The organism is uncultured Odoribacter sp. (assembly GCF_937966165.1).
In the GTDB taxonomy this organism is placed as follows: domain Bacteria; phylum Bacteroidota; class Bacteroidia; order Bacteroidales; family Marinifilaceae; genus Culturomica.
Genome location: NZ_CALCLB010000027.1, coordinates 39,612 through 61,016 on the forward strand (window position 1 = coordinate 39,612; position 21,405 = coordinate 61,016).

The following is a 21,405-nucleotide window of genomic DNA, read 5'->3' on the forward strand; positions in this document are numbered from 1 at the left end:
AGTTAATTTTCAGGGATTTTTACAAAACGGAGTAGCAGGAAACTGGGGATCGTACAGAGCATCACCCACATAAAAAAGGTCAGATAACTGGTATGTTCCTGTATATATCCGGAACCCATCCCGGGTAGCATAAGTCCCAGGGCCATAAATCCCGTACAAAGGGCGTAATGTGCTGTTTTGTGTTCTCCGGCGCTGAAGAGAATCAGGTAAAGTATATAGGCCGTGAAGCCGAACCCGTAACCAAATTGTTCGATAGCGACGCAAGAGGAGATCAGCAGCAGGTTTTCCGGTTGGGCATAAGCCAGGTATACATAAACGAGATTCGGGATATTCATCGCGATGGTCATCCAGAGCATCCAATAACCCAGTCCTTTGTGGGCAGTCACTATCCCTCCGAGTATTCCTCCGCCCGCCAGGGCTATTATTCCGATTGTACCGTAGATAAAACCTACTTCGGAAGTATCCAGACCGAGTCCTCCTACCGTGCGGGAGTCCAGCATAAAAGGTGAAGCTAATTTGAGCAATTGCGATTCTGCCAGACGGAATAACAGCATAAAGCACAGTGCCTGACCGATGTGTTTCTTCCTGAAAAATGAAACAAAAGTATCAATAAACTCTTTAAAGAGGGCCTGGCTTTGTCCTGACTGCCTATCGTCGGAAGGTTTGGGAAGGATAAACAGGTGATAAATAGCGAAAAAGAAAAAAAGAACAGCGAGACTTCCTATGGCGATAGACCAGGCAGTGGCCAGCGGCAGTCTTTTTTCCAACGTTCCGGCGAGCATAACAGCCAGGCCTTGTCCGATGATTAAAGCCAGACGGTAAAAAGTACTTCGGATTCCCACAAAATAAGCTTGTTGGCGGGGATTCAGGCCATACATATAAAATCCGTCCGCAGCCGTGTCGTGAGTAGCCGAACTAAATGCCAGAAGCCAGAAAAAAACCAGTGAATACCTGAAAAAATCGTTTCCGGGCAGTGAGAGGGCGACTCCGGCTAAACCGATGCCGATAAAAAATTGCATGGTTGTGATCCACCATCTTTTTGTTTTAAAGAGATCTACCACCGGGCTCCAGAGGGGTTTAATCACCCAAGGGAGGTACCACCAGCTGGTATACAGGGCGATATCGGTATTCGAAATCCCAAACCGTTTAAAAAGTATGCCTGCCACTGTCATAACCATGATATAGGGAATACCTTCTGCCAGATAAAGGGAAGGTATCCAGTACCAGGGATTGGGTGTGTTCTTCGCGTTTGAGTGCCCCATAATGCGATTGTGTTAGAGATGGAACGGAAATACCGGCAATTATTTTTCTTGCAGCTGTTCGATTTTCGTTCCCGGAAAATAGTGGTACAATATTTCTGTGTAAGTATATCCTTTATGACTCATTACGGCGGCTCCGATCTGACAGAGTCCTACACCATGCCCCCATCCAGCTCCTTTCAAAAGAAATCCGCATGTCTTATCTTCATAAATTTTTTTCTCTACAATAAAAGCAGAGCTATAGAGATGGGTCGGAGACAGGGCTTTCCGGATGTTCAGCTCTTTTCCGATCACCAGGGATTTCTTGGACCCGACAACCTGGAGCCGGATTAATCTTCCGGACGGGCCCCGCTCTATGGGAATCAGTTCTTTAATCTGTCCAAAATCAATGGATAGGCGTTTCCGGATGAGTTCTGAAAGTTCTGCCTGGGTATAATGCACTTCCCAACGAAAAAAATCGGTTGTTTCCCGGTCGTAATCGTTCAGGACATTTGCTAATATGTTTTTATCCTCTGTATGACAGAAGGCAGCCGGTTTTTCGAGTACCCATCGTCTCATATCCGCTTCCTGTGTCAGGTCGTATGGTAATGGAGTATGTGCAGGGCTATCCGGAACTGCCTTCAGATAAGGGTGTACCTGGTCTTCCCAAACATTTTCGAAATTTTCTGTAATCCCTCCGCAGCATTTGGAGAAACGGGTGTCGCAAACGGCTCCTTTATAGGTAAGAATTTCTCCCCGGGTGGCCTCTATGGCTTGCCGTACAGCCGGGGCAGTTATTTTTTGAATTCCTTGATACCGTTGACAATGATCGTCGGCGCAAACGTCGAAATTCTGATGATCTTCCCGGTCATACCAACAGATATATGCAGTAGAATTATTTATGAAATGGGGTTGTGCAGGGCTTTTTTTCAAAGCTTCGGCTTTTGCCCGTTGAGCCAGCAACCAACTTCTGGAAATGACGGCATGTGCTTTTAAGAGTTCGGAAGAAGACATAGCACTCATTTCAGAAGAGATAACACTTTGCAGATAATCTTCGATATCGAGTACATTAATGGCCCTCAGTAATCCTTTTTCTTCTATGATTTTCAGACTTCCTCTGAAGCATTGGTTCTCTTTTCTTTCCCAATGAAATTGGATGCCTATAGTGATGTCTGACAGCTCAAACATTGAAATTTCCGTTTCCCCGGGACAAAAACAGAGGGGCAGGGGGAGAAGTTGAAGTCCGGAAGTATTTTCAGCTACGACTTGTCCCGCCTTTAGCGTGAGTTTTAATTTCCCCGTATAAAGGCCGGAAGTGAAGTGTTCCCGGTATTCTCCTTTGAATACAATGTTGATTTCCGGGGCAGCTATTATACCGACGTTGATTTCCATGTATTTGTAATTTATTTTTGAATAAGTAATTGCCTGGCTTTTAATTCAATGCTGCGTATGCGGTCTTTGTAAAAATTATGCGCATTTTCCTGGGAAAGGGAAAGTGAGGCGTCGGAGTTAGCTTCCCATCTGCGGCAAAGGTATATCGGTTCGTAAATGCGTGCGATGGGATATTTCCGGGAAATGGCCAATACTGCGGCATAGTCTTCCCCATAACTGCAATCGGGAAATTTGATTTCCCGGATGATGGGAGTATAATAAGCCCGGGGAGCTCCGAAGCCGTTTATGCGTAATGCATTATTGTGTCCGTTTTCAGAGGTCCATTCCCGGTGATCGATACGGCCGGGGGGAATATCTTCCAAATTGAAATTGACCATTTGGTAAGAGCCAATTACCATGGCTGACTTTTGTTCCCGGAATGTTTCAATGATTCTCTGAAGAGTATCGGGACCGGCATACAGGTCGTCACTATCGAGTTGAACGCAGAAACGGCCGCATCTTGGATCGGCAACTGCCCGGTTCCAGCATCCTCCTATTCCCAGTTGAAACTGTTCCGGGGAAAGAGGTATAATTTTGGAGGAACGGTTTGCTAATTCCTGAATGAGGCGGGTTGTTTGGTCGGTAGAATGATTGTCGACTACCAGAATATTATATTTAAAGTCGGTCTGTTGTTTCAGAGCCGAAAGGATGGCTTCCGAAATCGTTCGTTCGCGGTTTTTTACCGGAATGATGATACTGGCTTCCACAGGGAAGCCGGTCTTTTCAAAAATAATTTCCGTTTTGGGAGCAGGGAGCCAGGCTTTTATATCTTTCAGGTAGCGGGTAAATACCTTTTCCCGTTCCAGTTGAACCTCCCGGTTACGGGGATCGACGTAATCGAAAATCCGCTTCCCGGATACACGGGTATCCGTGCATTGTTCCGTATAAAGGTATTCCGGAATTCTCAAAATTTCGCCTTTTTGTGTTATTTTGAGCCGGAGATCATAAAGTGCGGAAAAACGGGAATGCTCTTGCATACGGTTCACTGCTTCTTCAAAACTTTCGGTAGAGAAAAACAAAACAGATCCGAATTGGAAATCATCCCTGACGCTTCCACTTTGATAATCGATAAGGGGGTGAGGAATCAGCTGCCCCGTTTTAATTTCGTAATAATCGGAATAAAGGAGAGCAGCCGAAGAGGCATTTCCTATTTGTACAAAGCGTTCCAGAGCATAGGGATCCAATTGCAGAGGCGAAGACTTTGTATAAAAAAGCAGGTAAGGAGTCCGGCATATACCGGCAATTGTCTTCAACGTTAGGGTATCTTCCGGAGAGAGAGCGCCTATGGGTTTTGCAGAGAGGGAAACATCTTTTTCTTCTTGCAGCACATATACTTCTTTTACTAAAACTGAATGATTCAGGGCTGTATAAGTACGGTTTATATCCTCCGGATTCCCGCCGGCGATAAAACAAGTAATCAATTTATCCATGGGTTGTATATTACACTTCCGGCCGGATTGTGATGTCAGAACCGGCTGTTACCGGAATCAAATATATTACTTTTCTTCCAATAATATAAATTTTCCGGACTGATTTCAAATTCTTATCTTTACGACATCAATCAGTGCCGAAAAAATGATTTATTTAATTGCAGATAGTGGTTCTACGAAAACCCAATGGTGCATTATCCGTCAGGGAGAGAGCCCGGAAGAGTGTTATACAACGGGAATCAATCCGGTCTATTTATCGGAAGCAGATATTCTGAATCTCCTGGAACAGGAATTTCCGGACGGATATACGGATGTCGGAAAAATCTGGTTTTATGGGGCAGGATGTGCTTTCCCGGAGAAAAATGCCTGTGTGCGATCGGCTTTGACTTCCTTTTTCCGCTGTAAAGAGGTGGAAATTGCCTCCGATTTAATGGGGGCGGCAAGGGCTTTGTGCGGACATCATCCGGGAATTGTGGGGATTTTGGGGACCGGATCCAATTCCTGCTATTACGATGGGGAAAAAATAATAGAGAATGTTTCTCCCCTCGGTTTTATTCTGGGAGATGAAGGTAGTGGTGCCGATTTAGGGAAAAGATTGGTAGCCGGTCTGTTAAAGGGCATATTGCCTTCCGGATTGAAAGAACTTTTTTTTGCTGAAACAAAGACTTCTTATGCGGGGATCATAGAGCGTGTATACCGTCAGCCTTTGCCGAACCGTTATTTAGCTGATTTCACTTCTTTTATACGGAGGCATATCGATAGACCGGAAGTGGAACAAATTGTACTGGATGCATTTGATGCCTATATTTGCCGGAATATTATGCAATACCGGCATGTTTCAGATTTACAGCTTTCATTTACAGGTAGTATTGCCTGCATTTTCAGAACACAGCTGGAGCTTCAGTTGAAAAAATACGGTTTGAAGGCAGGTGTATTTATGCAAACGCCTATGGCCGGTTTGAAAAAATATCACAGTGAAGAAATGGATTTATAGCTTTCTTTTTTCTTGGAGTATACTTTGGAATACACTTCGTAAGGAGGCATAAGTTTGAGGCAGCATCTGTTCTGTTTCTCTTGTGTTTAGCCAGAAAACTTCTTCAATATCTTCTTCCGTTTGCGGGATTAACTGTTGGCCGGGGGGACAGGTCATGGTATACCAGTAAGTCTTTTTTAAATACCATTTTTCATTCCGGAAATAGATATGCCAGGTTTCTTTTAAAAAATTTTGAATTTTCAGATTATGGATACCGCATTCTTCCTGCACTTCTCTGAGGGCACATTCTTCTATACTTTCCCCTTTCTCCACATGTCCTTTAGGAAGGTCAATTATGCCCAGGCGTTTGATAACCAATATTTCATCTGCATTCCTGACAACTCCGCCCGCTGCTTCTACAACTGTAAAAAAAGAACAGAAATCGTTGAAAAGCTGTGCGACTGGAGAAGCATAAATTTTGGCATGAAAAATGTTGGGATCCTGCAGCAATCGGAAAATGTAATTTTTAGTTGATGACAGAGAAGTATGGACAAATACTTCCGGCGGGTTTTTTAAAAAGCTGTTATCATCACTTAACAGAAAAGAGCTTTCTTTAAAAAATACTTTGTACATTTGCATCTGAAATAAGGAACTATTACGATTGGAATAATAATCTTACAAAATTAATAAAAATGAGTACAGTTGCAGAAAATGTAGCCTTACATTTATTAAAGATTAAAGCTATAAAACTTGAACCTGCCCATCCCTTTGCCTGGGCTTCCGGATGGAAATCCCCTATTTATTGTGATAATCGGAAGACGTTGTCTTATCCCGAAGTACGGGCTTATATCCGGGATCAGTTTGCGGCTGTCATACGTGAAAAATACCCGGAGGCAGAGGTGATTGCAGGGGTAGCTACCGGAGCGATTGCACAGGGAGTATTGGTTGCCCAGGAGTTGAATCTGCCTTTTATTTATATCCGTTCTGCTGCAAAATCACATGGTTTGGAAAATCTGATTGAAGGGGATTATAAGGCGGGTCAGAAAGTAGTAGTTGTCGAAGATTTGATTTCTACAGGCGGTTCGAGTTTACAGGCCGTTGAAGCATTGAGAAATGCAGGTTGCGAGGTTTTGGGGATGACGGCTATTTTTACCTATGGATTTCAGAAAGCTGTGGATAATTTTGCAGCTGCTCATTGTGAACTGACGACTTTGAGTAATTACAATGCTATGATTGATTTGGCTGTAAAGACGGGCTATATACAGGAAAGCGATGTAGATAAACTGAAGGAATGGAGAAAAAGTCCGGAGACCTATAAATAGGAGGGAATGAATATACGAAAGTATGAATGTTTAAGTGTTCAGATGCGGAAGGGGGTAAGAGATGTGGGAAGTTGGGACGATAAGTGTTCTTTTTCTTTCGTTTTGTTTTTAAATACAATAGCTTCCGGAGGAAAGAGTAAATTTTGCGGAAACCGGAAAACAAGAATGGCATATTTCTTGTAAAACAGATTATAGGAAAACAGGATATTATGGCAGAATTAAAAATAGTTAGTGAAATTTTCAAAATCGACAGTACGATTGAGAGTATCTATTCTTTTCTGTCCGATTTTAACCGGATCGGAATGGTTGTAAATATGGCCAAACAAATGGGTGGAGCGGAACAGATGGGGAAATTGGCGGAGAAAATAGAAGACGTCCGTTTTTCTGAGGATGCTTGTATGGTGCAGGTAAAGGATTTGGGGGAAGTCGCTGTAAAGATTGTAGAAAAAGAACGCCCTAAACTTATAAAATTAGCCGGGGATGAAAATGTACCGTTTCAATTTAATCTGTGGATACAATTATTGGAAAACGGACCTTATGATACCCGGATGCGCCTGACCTTTGAGGGGGAAATGAATATGGTAATGAAGATGATGCTGAAAGGAAAATTAGAAAAAGGGATTAACCAATTGGGAGAAGGATTGACGAAAATACCTTATATGATGTTTCAATAAAAAAGCGAATCTTTCAAGATTCGCTTTTTTATTAGGCTCTTAATTTCTGCACATTTAATTTATTCAGGTGTTCTGCCGCATATTCTTTTGTGACGGTGACACTTTTTTTGTCTTGAGAGGGGGCATCATACATCAGGTCGGTCATAATCGCTTCACAAATAGATCGCAATCCCCGGGCTCCTAATTTAAATTCGACGGCTTTATCTACAATATATTCGTATACATCGTCGTTGAACTTCAAGCTAATACCGTCCAGTTCAAATAATTTGACATACTGCCGGATAATTGCATTTTTGGGTTCCGTAAGAATATTGCGCAGGGCAACTCTGTCCAGAGGTTCCAGATAAGTTAAAATCGGCAAGCGACCGATAATTTCCGGAATAAGCCCGTAAGCTTTTAAATCCTGAGGGGCAATATATTGTAAGAAATTGTCCCTGTCGATAGCATTGACTGCTTTTTCGGCATTAAATCCTACTACTTTGGTATTCAGGCGTAAAGCAATTTTGCGTTCGATTCCGTCAAAAGCACCTCCGCAGATAAAGAGAATATTTTTCGTATTTACCGGGATCATTTTTTGATCGGGATGTTTGCGACCGCCTTGTGGTGGAACATTGACGATAGAGCCTTCCAATAATTTCAGCAGTCCTTGTTGTACGCCTTCTCCGCTGACATCCCGGGTAATAGAGGGATTATCTCCTTTGCGGGCGATTTTATCCAGTTCATCGATAAATACAATCCCCTTTTCAGCAGCTTCTACATCATAGTCTGCGGCCTGTAAAAGACGGGTCAGTATCGATTCTATATCTTCCCCTACGTAGCCGGCTTCTGTCAATACTGTGGCGTCTACGATAGTGAAAGGGACGTGCAGCATTTTGGCGATGGTCCGGGCAAGTAACGTTTTACCGGTACCCGTTCTGCCGATCATAACAATATTGGACTTTTCTATTTCAACCCCATCGTCCGAATCTTTTTGTATCAGTCGTTTATAATGATTATAAACGGCTACGGCTATGTGTTTTTTGGCTTCATTTTGTCCGATGACATACTGGTCTAAAAAAGCTTTAATTTCTTTGGGTTTTTTTATTTCGATTTTGTCCAGGTTGAGTGTGGATTTACTCTTCATCTCTTCCTTCACAATTTCAAAAGCCTGGGCCGCACATTCATCGCATATAAAACCGTCCGTACCTGCAATTAAAAGATCTACTTCATTTCTGGAGCGTCCGCAGAACGAACATTTATCTTGCATTTTCATTCTTTTTTTCTCTGATTAAAACTTTGTCGATCATACCGTATTCCATTGCTTCCTGAGCTGTCATCCAATAATCCCGGTCAGAATCTTTTTCGATCTTTTTGTATGGATTTCCGGAATGTTCGGCAATGATGGTGTACAATTCTTTTTTCAATTTCTGAATTTCCCGGGCCGTGATTTCAATGTCTGAAGCTTGTCCCTGAGCACCCCCCAGCGGTTGATGAATCATAATGCGGGAATGCTGTAAAGCGGAGCGTTTCCCTTTAGTCCCTGCGGTGAGTAACACTGCACTCATGGAAGCTGCCAGTCCGGTACAGGTTGTTGCTACGTCACAACTGATGTATTGCATGGTGTCGTATATACCTAAACCTGCATAAACAGAACCTCCGGGAGTGTTGAAATAGATCTGGATGTCCTTACCCGGGTCTGAAGTTTCCAAGAAAAGAAGCTGGGCCATAATAATATTGGCTACATCATCATCGATGGGAACTCCCAGAAAAATAATCCGGTCCATCATCAGTCGGGAAAATACATCCATAGAAGCTATATTCAATTGCCGTTCTTCTATGATATTCGGAGTGAAATAACTGTTGGTAAACGACTGGAACTTTTCCAGCGTCAGGCTGTTGATGCCTTTGTGTTTTATCGCATATTTTTTGAATTCGTCTTGTGGAAACATAATTTACCGTTTTTATTTAGACGGCTAAATTACAAAAAACAAACTGAATGACAAAATGGAAAAAAGCACACTCAGGTCTGAAAGGCTTTTTTAACTTCTTGTGACAAAGGGACGGTTCTTTTGTCACCTAAAGGCAAAAAGAAATAATGAATTTTTAGGGAAGAAAAAGATTTTTTGATCCTTATTCGATTATTTTTGCAGTGAAAATTCCCGGGGAATAAGACCCTTCAGAAAGTCGTTAGTTACAGCTTGTGCAGTCGGCTGGCGGGATACAAAGCGATCTTGACTAATAGCTTCCCTGCATACTGGTAAAGTGAGGGAACGGGAACTTTTAAAATAGAAAATGTCCGTTAATCCGTATCAAAGGATGGGCGTAAACTTTTAAAATTACAAAAATGACAGCAAATTGGTTTGAAGCGAAAGTAAAGTATGTGAAAGTTAATGAGGACGGCCGGGAGAGAAAAGTAAATGAGTCCTATCTGTTGGATGCCCTGTCGTATACAGAGGCAGAAAGCAGAATCATGCAGGAGATGGGGACCTTGATTAAAGGGGAGTATTACATCAGCGGTTTAAAAAAATCGAATATTACTGAATTAGTCCCTTCGGAAGATGAAAATGACGATCGTTGGTATAAAGCGAAAGTCGTCATTATAGATGCGGACGAAATCAGCGGTAAGGAAAAATCCAGCAGCCAATATTATCTGGTTGCGGCAGCCAATATCAACCGGGCTTTGGAAAATTTGGAAAAGAGTCTTTCTACCTTTGTTGTCCCTTATGAAATTAGTGGAATAACGGATACTACTTTTCTGGATGTATTTCCTTATTTTTCAGAAAAAGACGAAGAAATCCCGGCGAACTTAAAACCTTTGAAAAAAGAAGAAACGGAGGCAGTGGATTTTGAATCATAAGGGATAAAAAAAGACTTTTTTGAAAAGCCGGAATGTTAAATTTTTTTAGATTTTCCGTAAACGTTTGAATAACGCGTCTTTCCTGAGAAAGGAAGGACGCATTTCTTTTGATGAAAGATTGGTTTAATCTGTTTTTCTTTGTTAACTTTGACGTCTTTAAACGGCAGAACTGTTAAATTTATAGGGGGGAAGTCGTTTAATGCATAAAAATAGAACAAAAACACATATAAGAACTCTTAAATGAATTAAACGGTTGTAATTATGAAAACACGTCTTGAACATGATCTGTTGGGCGAAAAAGAGGTTCCTGCAGACGCTTATTATGGTATACAGACCCTGAGAGGAATTGAAAACTTTGCTAATATCAGTGGTATTGAAATAGGAGATTATCCTCACTATGTAAAGGCTTTAGCCATGGTAAAATGGGCTGCTGCCCGGTCGAATCAGGAATTAGGTCTGATACCTGACAATATTGCTGCTGCTATCCAAAAAGCTTGTGAAGAAATTATAGAAGGGAAACTGGGGGATCAGTTTCCGGTCGACTTGATTCAGGGGGGAGCCGGAACTTCGACGAATATGAATATCAATGAAGTAGTTGCAAACCGGGCTTTGGAATTAATGGGACATCAGAAAGGGGAATATCAGTATTGTCATCCCAATAATCATGTGAATTTATCCCAGTCTACAAATGATGCCTTCCCGACTTCTTTCAAATTAGCGTTCATCTTTATGAATGACGAACTGGTAGCTGAGTTAAAGCTATTGATTCAGGCATTCCGGGAAAAGGGAGAAGAGTTTAAAGAAGTCTTAAAAATGGGTCGTACCCAGTTACAGGACGCTGTACCAATGACATTGGGGCAGGAATTTGAAGCTTTTGCTGCTAATCTGGAAGAAGAAATCGACCGTTTGAATCAGATGGCCCGTTTATTCCTGGAAGTAAACATGGGGGCTACTGCTATCGGTACCGGAATCAATTCTGAACCGGAATATTCTCAGAAGTGTATCAAGAACCTGCGGATCATCAGTGGTCATGAATTTCTATTGGCTTCCAACTTAATTGAGGCTACCCCGGATACGGGTTCTACCGTAATGTATTCTTCCGCTTTAAAACGGATGGCAATTAAGTTGTCTAAGATTTGCAATGATTTGCGTTTATTGTCCAGCGGTCCGCGTTGTGGTTTGAATGAAATCAACCTGCCTCCGATGCAGCCTGGTTCTTCTATTATGCCGGGTAAAGTAAATCCGGTTATTCCCGAGGTTGTCAATCAAATTTGCTATCGCATTATTGGTAACGACCTGACTGTTACTTTTGCTGCTGAAGCCGGACAATTGCAGCTGAATGTAATGGAACCGATCATTGTGCATGCTATTTTCAGTTCTATAAAAATGTTGCAGAAAGGGATGGAACGGTTGAGGGTATTGTGTATAGAAGGTATTACTGCAAATGCACAACGTTGCCGTGAGATGGTATTGAACAGTATTGGTATTGTAACGGCTTTGAATCCGACGTTAGGATATGAAAACTCTTCCCGGATTGCTAAGCGGGCATTGAAGGAAAACAGAAGTGTATACGATCTGGTGCTGGAAGAAAAATTGCTGACAAAAGAAGAGTTGGACGAACTACTGAAACCGGAATTGATGATCAAGCCTCATAAATTTTACCGGAAAAAATAAAAATGCGTAAAACATATTTTCGCTGGTTTTAAAGCTGCCGGATTTTCCGGCAGCTTTTTACATTTATCCGTTTTTACCGCTTCTGTTCATAATAGAAAGAGTATGTTTTGCAATGCATTGATGCGTCTTATTCCCGGCAAACGGTTTGCGGATGTCGAGTGGTAACTTAACTAATATATCGCCAGTTTATTTTCGTTTTGAATAATCGTTTAATTTGAGCGGCGAACACTGCATTCTCTTCTTTTTGAAGATCGGGATCTTCTTCCAGGATAGAGGAAGCAATTTGGGAAGCTTCATTCAGGATCAGACCGTCTTTTCCCAGATTTGCAACTTTTAAATTACAACTTAATCCGCTTTGCTGAGTGCCCTCAATATCTCCGGGGCCACGTAATTTCAAATCGGCCTCGGCTATTTCGAAACCGTCATTGGTGGAAACCATCGTTTCAATTCTTTTGCGGGAATCGTTTGATATTTTGTAGGACGTCATCAGAATACAGTAGGATTGTTCGGCACCTCTCCCCACGCGTCCGCGTAGCTGGTGTAATTGGGAGAGCCCGAAACGTTCAGCACTTTCGATGACCATTATGGAAGCATTGGGAACGTTTACGCCTACTTCGATTACGGTTGTGGCCACCAGTAACTGAGTTTCGCCCGAAACAAACAATTGCATTTCCCCTTCTTTGTCTATCGGCTTCATTTTTCCGTGGACCATACTGGTTTTATACCCTTTGGGCAGGAAATATTCAGTAATTTTCTGGTATCCTTCTTCCAGATTCCGGAAGTCCATTTTTTCCGATTCTGAGATCAGGGGATAGACGATGTAAGCCTGGCGTCCTTTTGCTAATTCTTGTTCGATAAATTTGAATACTTCCCGTCGTTTGTTGTCAAAGGCATGTATGGTTGTTACCGGTTTCCGTCCCGGAGGGAGCTCGTCAATGACTGATACGTCCAGATCGCCGTATAAAGTCATCGCTAAAGTACGGGGAATAGGGGTAGCTGTCATAACTAGCACATGGGGAGGAATATTATTTTTATGCCATAATTTTGCGCGTTGGGCTACCCCAAAACGATGTTGTTCGTCTATAATGACCAGTCCTACATTATTGAAAGCGACCACATCTTCCAGAAGGGCATGGGTTCCGATGATGATTTGTAAACTTCCGTCAGCGAGTTGACGGTGAATTTCTGTGCGTTCTTTCTTTTTGGTAGAACCGGTAAGCAAGGCTATGCGGATGTCCATATCTTTCAGCATTTCGCTGATGGTTACAAAATGCTGGCTGGCCAGAATTTCTGTCGGTGCCATGAGGCAAGTTTGATAATGATTATCCAGGGCCATAAGCATACACATGACGGCTACGAGCGTTTTTCCGCTACCGACATCACCTTGCAAAAGCCGGTTCATTTGCTTCCCGCTGCCGCAATCCTGCCTGATTTCCTTGATGACCCTTTTCTGAGCATTCGTGAGGGGGAAAGGAAGATAGAGATTATAAAACCGATTGAAATAATCTCCGATATTTATAAAAGGACAACCTTTAAAAACAGTTTTCCTTTTGTATTTTAATTTCAGAATATTGAGTTGAATATAAAACAACTCTTCGAATTTCAGCCGGAACAAGGCTTTCCGTAATATCTCCGGAGATCCGGGGAAATGCACATTATATAAAGCTTCGTGCAGGTAAGGTAACTTGTATTTTTGGATAAACCAGGCTGGCAGTGTTTCCGGAATTTTTCCATTGATACTCTTAAAAATATGATCCTGTATTTTACTGATCGCTTTCGAGTTGAGAAAAGCTTTTTTCATCTTTTCTGTAGTCGGGTAGACTGCCTGAAAGCCGAGCAGCAGGTGGGAGGCGCTTTCAAAAAGATCTATTTCCGGATGAATGATATTTAATTTCCGGTTAAATTCGGAGGGTTGCCCAAAAATGAGATATTCTTTCTCTGCTTCTATCTGGCTGTTCAGGTATTTAAATCCTTTAAACCAAATCAGTTCCAGTTCTCCGGTTTCGTCGTATGCCGTGGCGGACATGCGCAGGGATTTCCCGGCACCCAGGCTTTTCAGGCCGCGGATACGGGCTTTGATCTGAATATAGGGTAAACGGGGAGTAAGTTCGGCAATCTGGTAAATTTTTGAACGGTCTATGTATTTGTACGGGATATGATATAACATATCTTCGTAGCTCTGTATCCCCAGTTCCTCGTTTAAAATGGCCGCTTTTTTTTCACCTACACCGGTTAGAAACTTGATATTTAAACCTGAAATCTCCAAAAATTGAAAAGTTTAAAATTAACTAAAGCAACGGATTTTCTGCCTGCTTGCTGCTTGTTTTTTATCTGAGTACGAAAATAAAAAAAATAAGTGAGTTCGTTCAGGATGTCGGAAATATATTTTAATTTCGTAAGGATTATTTAGCACCTAAAGACATAAAAACGAAACAAAATGTATTCCTATTTGAGAGAAAGGCTAAAACATGCGGTTCGTTTTCGCCACAAACGGGGATTTGGGGTTCATTCCCCTTTTATGTTTAATCTGATAATGAATGTTCTCCGGGATAAAGAGCGAAAATTTATCTACCCGGAACGGGCGGAACGGTTAAGTGGTATCCGTTACCGGGAGCGAAAATTCTATCGGTTAATGTGCCGGTTAGTGAACTATTTGGAGGTAAAGAACGTTTTATGTTTAAGTGCGAAACCGGAAAACGTACTTTTGTATTTATCGGAAGCCGGAGAGCATGCGGAAATCGTAAAAAATAAGCCGGATTTATTACCGGAAGCGGATTTTATATATATTGGCCGGGACGCCCGTACTTTATTGCAGGGGAATTCTTTGAATTTTGGTGAAAATATGCATTTACCTGTCTGTGTTGTCATTGCGGACATCTATAAAAATAAATTTAATGCTGCTTTGTGGCAACAGGCCCGCGGAAAAGCCACTGTGACGGTCGATATGATGTGGTACGGAATATTATTTTACAACAATAAATTACAAAAAGGAAGATATCACTTAATCATTTAATCACATAATCCAATATACCTACCTATTATGAAAATATATACAAAAACAGGGGATAAAGGGATGACTTCTTTGGTCGGAGGCACCCGGGTGGCAAAAAATAGCGTGCGCTTGGAAGCGTATGGTAGTGTAGATGAATTGAATAGCTTTCTTGGCTTGATTCGTTCCTTCGAAATCGATGCAACTGCAAAAGAGGATATTATTATTATTCAGAATATTTTGTTTTCCATAGGAGGCAATCTGGCTACAGATACAACAGTTAAAGGTTTGGAAACGAAATTAGTTGTCACGGAAGAGAATGTAGCGGGATTGGAGCAGGCTATGGACAGAATGGATGCTGAATTACCTCCTCTGATGAGCTTTATTTTGCCGGGAGGCGACCAGGCTTCTGCGGTTTGCCATATTGCCCGCACGGTGTGCCGGAGAGTGGAAAGACGGATCCTGGATGTAGCAAAAGAATATCCCGTAGATGAATTGCTGATCAAATACATAAACCGCTTATCAGATTATTTGTTCGTTCTGGCCCGGAAATTGGCTTATGAAGCCGGTACCGAAGAAGTAAAATGGGGGTCCTGGAAAAAGTAGAAAACTGCCGGACGAATAAGGGAAAACGTACTGTCGGGAATAAGATAATGATTTTCCCCTGCAGAAAGATGTAGGGGGAGAGGGGTGGTATGTTATCGATTGTATATTAAAGAGAAGGAGAGGGTGCATTACCTGATAGGGTCGTCTATTTCAATTATTAATAATGAGAATATTCTAAAATATAATTCTTAATTCTGGAGCAATCAGTTATATATTGCTTTAAAAAATGAAATGATGAAGTTTAATTTAAATGTTTGTATTCCACCCGTTATTTCGGCATTCCGGACGTTTTTTATTTTAAGTGTGTGCTTATTCTTTTTTGTATATACCTCCCCGGCCCAATCCTTATGTTTAATCCCTTGGCCGGCCGCTGTGGAAATTTCGGAAGAAAAATTTGAATTGAAAAAAGGAGTCATCTATTGTGCAGAAGATTCCTTATTTGCAGAAGCTGAGTTTTTAAAAAAGAAGTTAGAAACTGCTGGATATACGGCGCGGATAGGAAAGCGGCTTGGGCAGAAATCGAATATCCTGTTAAAATTGGACAGACAACTGAAAGTTCGGGAGGGATACCGGTTGCGGATAACTCCGGACCGTTTGGAAATAAGTGGAAAAACACCGGCGGGTGTCTTTTACGGAATACAAACATTGCTGCAGCTTGTAGAGGATGGGGAGAAAGTAGGGAACGGAGTAAATTTGGTTTGTTGCCGGATAGAAGATTTCCCACGGTACGAATGGAGGGGATATATGCTGGATGAAGCCAGACATTTTTTCGGAAAAGAAAAAGTGAAACAGCTTTTGGATTTGATGGCTTATTTTAAGCTGAATAAATTTCACTGGCATTTGACAGATGAACCGGGGTGGCGGATAGAGATTAAAAAATATCCCCGTTTGACAGCTGTCGGAGGGAAAGGAAGTTGGAGTTGTCCGGAAGACAGCACCTCCCGCTATTATACTCAGGAAGAAATAAAAGAAATTGTGGATTATGCAAGCGAACGTCATATTGAAATTATTCCGGAATTGGATATGCCAGGGCATGCGACCGCAGCGAACAGGGCTTATCCGGCGTATTCCGGAGGAGGGACGCCTGCACATCCGGATTTCACTTTTCATCCTGGAAAAGAAGAGGTATACACTTTCTTAGGAGAAGTTCTAAGGGAAGTTGCCGGCTTGTTCCCTTCTGCTTATTTGCATATCGGAGGGGATGAAGTGGCTTTTGGGAGTGATGCCTGGAAAACGGACCCGTATATTCGGAGGCTGATGCAGCAGGAAAATCTGAAAGACATAAAAGAGGTAGAAAATTATTTTATGCATCGGATGAGCGATACAGTAAGGAATTTGGGAAAAAGAACTGCGGGATGGGATGAATTGCTGGAGGCGCGTCCTGAACCTTCCTCTACGCTGATTTTTTGGTGGCGGCACGATCGTCCGGAGGTATTGAGGAAGTGTCTGGAGAAGGGATTTGCTACGGTTTTGTGTCCCCGGAAACCTTTGTATTTTGATTTTATACAGCAGGAGAGGGACAAGTGGGGAAGGGTATGGGATGGTTTTTGCCCTCTTGAAGATGTTTATGCTTTTCCGGAGAAGTTGAGAAGGGAGGAGAAATGGCCGGCAAATTATTCGGGTTTTATCCGGGGGATTCAGGCAAATCTATGGACAGAACGTGTACAAAATGAGAATCGGTTGGATTATATGACTTTCCCCCGTTTATGTGCATTGGCAGAGGCAGCCTGGACACCGGAGGGAAAAAAGGATTTCAGTCGTTTCCGGAAAGGTTTGGAAGGTGTTTACCGTTTATTGGATGGTTATGGTATATATTATTTTGATTCCCGCGATCCGGAAGCCCATCCGGAGCCTGAAGGTTGTCACCGGAAAAAGCGGGAAGTGCCCATGGATTTCCGGGATTAACGTTTTTTAGAGAAAGGAAATAATTTCTATGCTTGAATCGGTAGGAAATGAAGAAAATGAGTATAATCGGCCTGATCATCTGTTTTTGTTTGGACTGCAGGGCTGGGACATCAGAGATGGAGATTGTAAAACGGCATCTGTGTGAATCATATTTCCGGGTATTGAATGAAACCCCGGCATTACAGAAGGAGATTGCTCAGATAAACCGGAAGGGAGGAAATCCGGATATCATGATCCGGGAATTGAAGGAGGGGACGGATGCGGGAAGAGTAATTCAATATTTGGAGACATTGGGACCGGAAGGAGCCTGGCCGGATCTCGATTACAGGGATAGCAGCCGTAGTGGCTGGCAGCCTTCTTTTCATGCGGAACGTTTATTGTATCTGGCGAAGGCATACCGGGATCCCGCCTCCGTTTATTATAGGCAACAGAATGTAGGGAAAAAGATAAGGCTCGCATTAGATTACTGGTTCAGGGGAAATTTCCGTTGCCGGAATTGGTGGTATAATGAGATTGGGGTTCCCAAGATGATGGGGGGCGTTTTTCTATTGATGGAGCCGGAGCTGGGAAAAGAAGAAAAGGTAAGAGCCGTCGCCTGCATGGAGAATGCCCGTTTGGGACGGACGGGACAGAACCGGGTATGGCTGGCCGAAAATGTATTAGTACGGGCGTTGTTGCAGGAAGATACCTTGCTTTTTTTACAGGCCAGAGAAGAACTGTTACGGGAGTTGAAAATTCAGACGGAAGGAGAAGGAATAAAGCCGGATATGAGTTTTCAACAGCACGGGCCCCAATTGCAATTCGGAAATTATGGTTTGGCTTTTATCGTAACCATGGCTCACTGGGCGAGGGTGTTTCAGGGAACAGTGTATGCTTTGTCTCCCGGACAGATGGAGGTGTTACGGGCTTATTTACGGGAAGGATTACAATGGGTTGTTTGGAGAGGGTATATGGATATCAGTGCTTGCGGACGCCAGTTATTTGAGCATGCTCAGCGGGGGAAAGCCTTCGCTTTGGGAAAAGCGCTTCGGAATATGATGATAGCTGATCCTGCCTACAGCAAGCAGTATGAATACTTTTACAATGTTCACGTCCGGGGAAAGGAAAAAAGTAATAAGAAAAACGGATTTCGTTTCTTTCCTTATTCGGATTTCGGCGTATTCCGGAGTAAAACGTGGTTTGCGACTGTAAAAATGAGTTCCAGCCGGGTAATTGGCGGAGAAATTGTAAACAGCGAGAATCTGAGGGGGGATTATTTAGGAGACGGAGCTCTTTATTGTTATATACGGGGAGATGAGTTCCGGGATATTTTTCCGGTGTGGGACTGGCGGAGGATACCGGGGGTAAGTGTTTGGGAGGAAAAACAACTGTTTGAAACAGACAGAAAATGGGATATATTTCAAAATAAAGCTGATTTTGTCGGAGGAATTGCTGACGATAAAACAGGTATAATGGCTTTGGAAATCGATAAAAATGCTTTGCTGGGGCATAAAACTTACTTTTTTACCGGGAAAGCAATTATCTGTTTAGGCAGTGAGCTTAAAGGAAAAGGAAAGGGCAAAATAATGACTTCTGTTGCTCAATGTTTGCGGAGAGGGAAAATTGACTCTTTACATTTATTTGACGGAAAAGGAATGGCATATTATCACGACGGGATAGCTTATATTTTTCCGGAAAGGAAATATGTAGTGTACCGGCTGAGGGAGCAAAAAGGTAACTGGAAAAGGGTAGCCGCTTTTTATGATACTGTAGAAATTAAAAAAGAAGTATTTAATTTATGGGTGGAGCATCCGGCCGGAAAAGGAGAATACGATTATATTGTCTTACCGGGAGTGACAGAAAAAAACTGGAAAAAAGCAGTAAAGGCTTTTCCGGAAAAATTTTACCGATGTGGAAAAAATGTGCATTTCGTGGAGAACGGAAAGCAGTTTCAGCTTGCTTTTTATGCACCGGGCAAGGTACAACTGGAAACAGGTGTTGTTTTAACGGCTGATCAGGCTTGTTTGTTAATGTACCGGAAATCCGGGAAAAAATATCAGTTCAAAGTATGTGATCCTACTCAAAACCTGAAACGGATCCGCCTGGGTTTATCCGGAAAATGGACAGGGGAAAGGAGCGATTATGATCCGGAAAAAGGGGAAACCCGGATTCAGGTAGACATAAATGGGAAATCCGGGGAAAGCGTGAGCTGTTTACTGAAAAGGGATGATTTTTAGAGCGGTAAATCGGGTGAGAATATCTTTCCCGTTTCAGTTGTTCCCGTTTTATCTTTGTTCGGGTGAGAACTGAAAGTTCCTTTTTCACTTTAAGATAAAGGAGAAAAAACAGAGAATCGGTTTAGGAGGATAAAAATTTTAGAGAAATGAAGACGGCTAGGGATTTTTTGCATATTTGCACAATCGATTGCAGAGGTATAACAGATAAAGTAAAAACAATGAAATTTAAACTAGCAGGCATAAGCCTGATGTTCTTTTGGGTATGTGCTGTAAGTGCCCAGGTTTCCGCTCCGAAAGAGGGGCAAAGACTGAGGATTATGAGTTATAACATCCACAACGGGACAGGACTGGACGGGCAAAGGGATTTGGAACGGATAGCGGCATTTATTCATCGGGAAGATCCGGATGTCGTAGCTATTCAGGAGGCAGACAGTATGACGGAACGTTCCGGTTCTGTCGATATGATGAAGGTTTTAGGGCAGTATACAGGGATGTATCCGGTTTTCGGGGCTGCCATTCCTTATCAGGGAGGAAAATATGGAGTAGGAATTTTATCCAGGGAAAAGCCTTTGAATTGGTATACCTTACCTCTGCCGGGGCAAGGAGAGAGAAGGGTTTTACTGATTGCTGAATTTGAAAAATATGTTTTTTGTGCTACTCATTTTTCTTTGACAGAAGCAGACAGGCTTGCCAGTTTGCCTTTGCTTAACGGGGCTGTAGAAAAATATAGGAAACCTGTATTTTTAGCCGGAGATTTAAATGCGCACCCGGATGATGCTGTTATTCAGAAATTGAAAGAAAAATTCCAGCCTTTGACAGATCAGAGAAAGATGACTTTTCCGGCTGATAAACCGACGGAATGTCTGGATTATATTTGGGGAATGAAAGGGGAAGGGATTCCCTCCTATGCCGGTATACAGAGCCGGGTTGTCGAGGAGACTATAGCTTCCGACCACCGTCCGCTATATGCTGAGGTGCGATTGGGAATGAAAAAGGACAGGATATTCCGGACAAATCCTTATTTACAGAATCCGATGGACCGGGGCATTACGGTAAGTTGGCTGACGAATGCTCCCGTATACAGTTGGGTGGAGTACGGTACGGATTCACTGGAAATGACAAGAGCCCATACGTTAGTAGACGGCCAAGTCATTGCCAATAATTATATCCATAAAATTCGTTTGAATCATCTGGAGCCGGGTAAAACTTATTATTACCGGGTATGTTCAAAGGAGATTCTGTCTTATAAAGCTTACAGTAAGGTTTTCGGAGAGACGGCTTGCTCGGATTTATTTTCTTTTACTTTACCGGAAGAGGACAGAGATGAGTTTACGGCTTTGGTATTCAATGACATTCACAAACACGATCAGACCCTGGATGCTCTGTATGCCTGTGTAAAAGATATAAAATACGATTTTGTAGTGTTTAACGGAGATTGTATAGACGATCCAGCCAATGAAGAACAGGCTGTCAGGTATTTGTCTCACTATAATGATAAGGTGGGAGCAAGTCGGATTCCTGTCTTTTATCTGAGGGGAAATCACGAGATCCGGAATGCTTATTCCATTCAGTTGAGAGAATTGTTTGATTATGTCGGAGGCAAAACATACGGGGCTTTCCATTGGGGGGACACGCGTTTTGTCCTGTTGGATTGTGGGGAAGACAAACCGGATACCACCTGGGTTTATTATGGACTGAACGATTTCAGTCAGTTGCGGCAGGATCAGGTTGGTTTTTTGAAACAGGAATTAAATTCCAGAAATTTTAAAAAAGCGTCTAAACGGGTATTAATTCACCATGTTCCGGTTTTTGGAAATACCGATAAATATCAGCCCTGTAAAGAATTGTGGGGTGAGAAGCTGGGAAAAGCTCCTTTTCAGGTAGCCATCAATGCACATACACATCGGTTTGCCTATCATCCGGCAGATAAAGAACATTCTTTTCCGGTGGTAATCGGAGGAGGATATTCCCTGAAAGATGCAACAGTAATGATTCTGCAGAAAAAGGGGAATACGATGACATTAACTGTCAGAAATACGCAGGGGAAGGAATTGCTAAAACTGACTTTTTAGGAAACGGAAGGGAAACTTCTCTTTGTGCATATAATTAAA

At 42.4% G+C, this 21,405-nt stretch carries 18 protein-coding genes; 11 read left to right on the forward strand and 7 right to left on the reverse strand.

Annotation, left to right across the window (positions count from 1 at the left end; genetic code table 11):
- Positions 1 to 2: 2 nt before the first annotated feature.
- The 3 genes from Q0465_RS10995 to Q0465_RS11005 are packed head-to-tail and all read right to left on the reverse strand — an operon-like array spanning position 3 to position 4,099.
- The gene (locus tag Q0465_RS10995; RefSeq protein WP_298616174.1) at positions 3 to 1,262 is read right to left on the reverse strand and encodes an MFS transporter; all 1,260 of its coding nucleotides are present in this window, start codon (positions 1,260 to 1,262) and stop codon (positions 3 to 5) included.
- Positions 1,263 to 1,301: 39 nt separating this feature from the next.
- Positions 1,302 to 2,630 carry a SpoIID/LytB domain-containing protein gene (locus Q0465_RS11000; protein ID WP_298616176.1) on the reverse strand — a complete coding sequence of 443 codons (1,329 nt, stop codon included), beginning with the start codon at positions 2,628 to 2,630 and terminating at the stop codon, positions 1,302 to 1,304.
- A gap of 11 nt (positions 2,631 to 2,641) precedes the next feature.
- Complete coding sequence (locus Q0465_RS11005) at positions 2,642 to 4,099, reverse strand: glycosyltransferase family A protein (RefSeq protein WP_298616179.1); 1,458 nt, start codon at positions 4,097 to 4,099, stop codon at positions 2,642 to 2,644.
- A 145-nt stretch (positions 4,100 to 4,244) separates the two neighbouring features.
- Between Q0465_RS11005 and Q0465_RS11010 the strand changes: the two genes are divergently transcribed.
- Complete coding sequence (locus Q0465_RS11010; RefSeq protein ID WP_298616181.1) at positions 4,245 to 5,093, forward strand: ATPase; 849 nt, start codon at positions 4,245 to 4,247, stop codon at positions 5,091 to 5,093.
- Here the strand turns inward: Q0465_RS11010 and Q0465_RS11015 are convergent.
- On the reverse strand, positions 5,088 to 5,705 hold the full coding sequence (locus tag Q0465_RS11015) for an NUDIX domain-containing protein (RefSeq protein WP_298616184.1): 618 nt from the start codon (positions 5,703 to 5,705) through the stop codon (positions 5,088 to 5,090). The genes Q0465_RS11010 and Q0465_RS11015 overlap by 6 nt on opposite strands.
- A 59-nt stretch (positions 5,706 to 5,764) precedes the next feature.
- On the opposite strand from Q0465_RS11015, the gene pyrE reads away from it, so the two are divergent.
- Genes pyrE through Q0465_RS11030 form a run of 3 tightly spaced genes read left to right on the forward strand, consistent with a single transcriptional unit; the run spans position 5,765 to position 7,068 of the window.
- Positions 5,765 to 6,394 (forward strand): orotate phosphoribosyltransferase, encoded by a 630-nt coding sequence (gene pyrE / locus Q0465_RS11020; protein WP_298616187.1) that lies wholly within the window; start codon positions 5,765 to 5,767, stop codon positions 6,392 to 6,394.
- 6 nt (positions 6,395 to 6,400) lie between these two features.
- The gene (locus Q0465_RS11025) at positions 6,401 to 6,577 is read left to right on the forward strand and encodes a hypothetical protein (protein ID WP_298616189.1); all 177 of its coding nucleotides are present in this window, start codon (positions 6,401 to 6,403) and stop codon (positions 6,575 to 6,577) included.
- 26 nt (positions 6,578 to 6,603) lie between these two features.
- On the forward strand, positions 6,604 to 7,068 hold the full coding sequence (locus Q0465_RS11030) for a hypothetical protein (RefSeq protein ID WP_298616191.1): 465 nt from the start codon (positions 6,604 to 6,606) through the stop codon (positions 7,066 to 7,068).
- Between the two features lie 31 nt (positions 7,069 to 7,099).
- Here the strand turns inward: Q0465_RS11030 and clpX are convergent, their stop codons facing one another.
- Both clpX and clpP read right to left on the reverse strand, forming a co-directional pair.
- Positions 7,100 to 8,314, reverse strand: a complete 1,215-nt coding sequence (gene clpX, locus Q0465_RS11035) for an ATP-dependent Clp protease ATP-binding subunit ClpX (RefSeq protein ID WP_298616193.1) — start codon at positions 8,312 to 8,314, stop codon at positions 7,100 to 7,102.
- Positions 8,304 to 8,996 (reverse strand): ATP-dependent Clp endopeptidase proteolytic subunit ClpP, encoded by a 693-nt coding sequence (gene clpP / locus Q0465_RS11040; RefSeq protein ID WP_298616195.1) that lies wholly within the window; start codon positions 8,994 to 8,996, stop codon positions 8,304 to 8,306. Before clpP ends, clpX begins: the two co-directional genes overlap by 11 nt.
- A 395-nt stretch (positions 8,997 to 9,391) precedes the next feature.
- Here clpP and Q0465_RS11045 point away from each other — a divergent pair, with 395 nt between their 5' ends.
- Positions 9,392 to 9,904: a DUF4494 domain-containing protein gene (locus Q0465_RS11045; protein ID WP_298616197.1), complete on the forward strand. Its 513-nt coding sequence runs from the start codon at positions 9,392 to 9,394 to the stop codon at positions 9,902 to 9,904.
- Between the two features lie 261 nt (positions 9,905 to 10,165).
- On the forward strand, positions 10,166 to 11,578 hold the full coding sequence (gene aspA, locus Q0465_RS11050; RefSeq protein ID WP_298616198.1) for an aspartate ammonia-lyase: 1,413 nt from the start codon (positions 10,166 to 10,168) through the stop codon (positions 11,576 to 11,578).
- Positions 11,579 to 11,744: 166 nt separating this feature from the next.
- Here aspA and recG read toward each other — a convergent pair whose 3' ends face one another.
- The gene (recG, locus tag Q0465_RS11055; RefSeq protein ID WP_298616200.1) at positions 11,745 to 13,844 is read right to left on the reverse strand and encodes an ATP-dependent DNA helicase RecG; all 2,100 of its coding nucleotides are present in this window, start codon (positions 13,842 to 13,844) and stop codon (positions 11,745 to 11,747) included.
- Positions 13,845 to 14,096: 252 nt separating this feature from the next.
- Here recG and Q0465_RS11060 point away from each other — a divergent pair, with 252 nt between their 5' ends.
- From Q0465_RS11060 to Q0465_RS11080, 5 genes are all read left to right on the forward strand, one after another.
- A complete protein-coding gene (locus Q0465_RS11060) occupies positions 14,097 to 14,591 on the forward strand; it encodes a hypothetical protein (protein WP_298616203.1) in 495 nt (164 codons plus the stop codon).
- 27 nt (positions 14,592 to 14,618) lie between these two features.
- Positions 14,619 to 15,173, forward strand: coding sequence for a cob(I)yrinic acid a,c-diamide adenosyltransferase (locus Q0465_RS11065; protein WP_298616205.1), 555 nt, complete (start codon positions 14,619 to 14,621; stop codon positions 15,171 to 15,173).
- A 231-nt stretch (positions 15,174 to 15,404) separates the two neighbouring features.
- Positions 15,405 to 17,078: a beta-N-acetylhexosaminidase gene (locus tag Q0465_RS11070; RefSeq protein ID WP_298616207.1), complete on the forward strand. Its 1,674-nt coding sequence runs from the start codon at positions 15,405 to 15,407 to the stop codon at positions 17,076 to 17,078.
- Between the two features lie 47 nt (positions 17,079 to 17,125).
- Positions 17,126 to 19,294 carry a polysaccharide lyase family 8 super-sandwich domain-containing protein gene (locus Q0465_RS11075; protein WP_298616209.1) on the forward strand — a complete coding sequence of 723 codons (2,169 nt, stop codon included), beginning with the start codon at positions 17,126 to 17,128 and terminating at the stop codon, positions 19,292 to 19,294.
- A gap of 218 nt (positions 19,295 to 19,512) precedes the next feature.
- Positions 19,513 to 21,366 (forward strand): endonuclease/exonuclease/phosphatase family protein, encoded by a 1,854-nt coding sequence (locus Q0465_RS11080; RefSeq protein WP_298616211.1) that lies wholly within the window; start codon positions 19,513 to 19,515, stop codon positions 21,364 to 21,366.
- Positions 21,367 to 21,405: the final 39 nt, after the last annotated feature.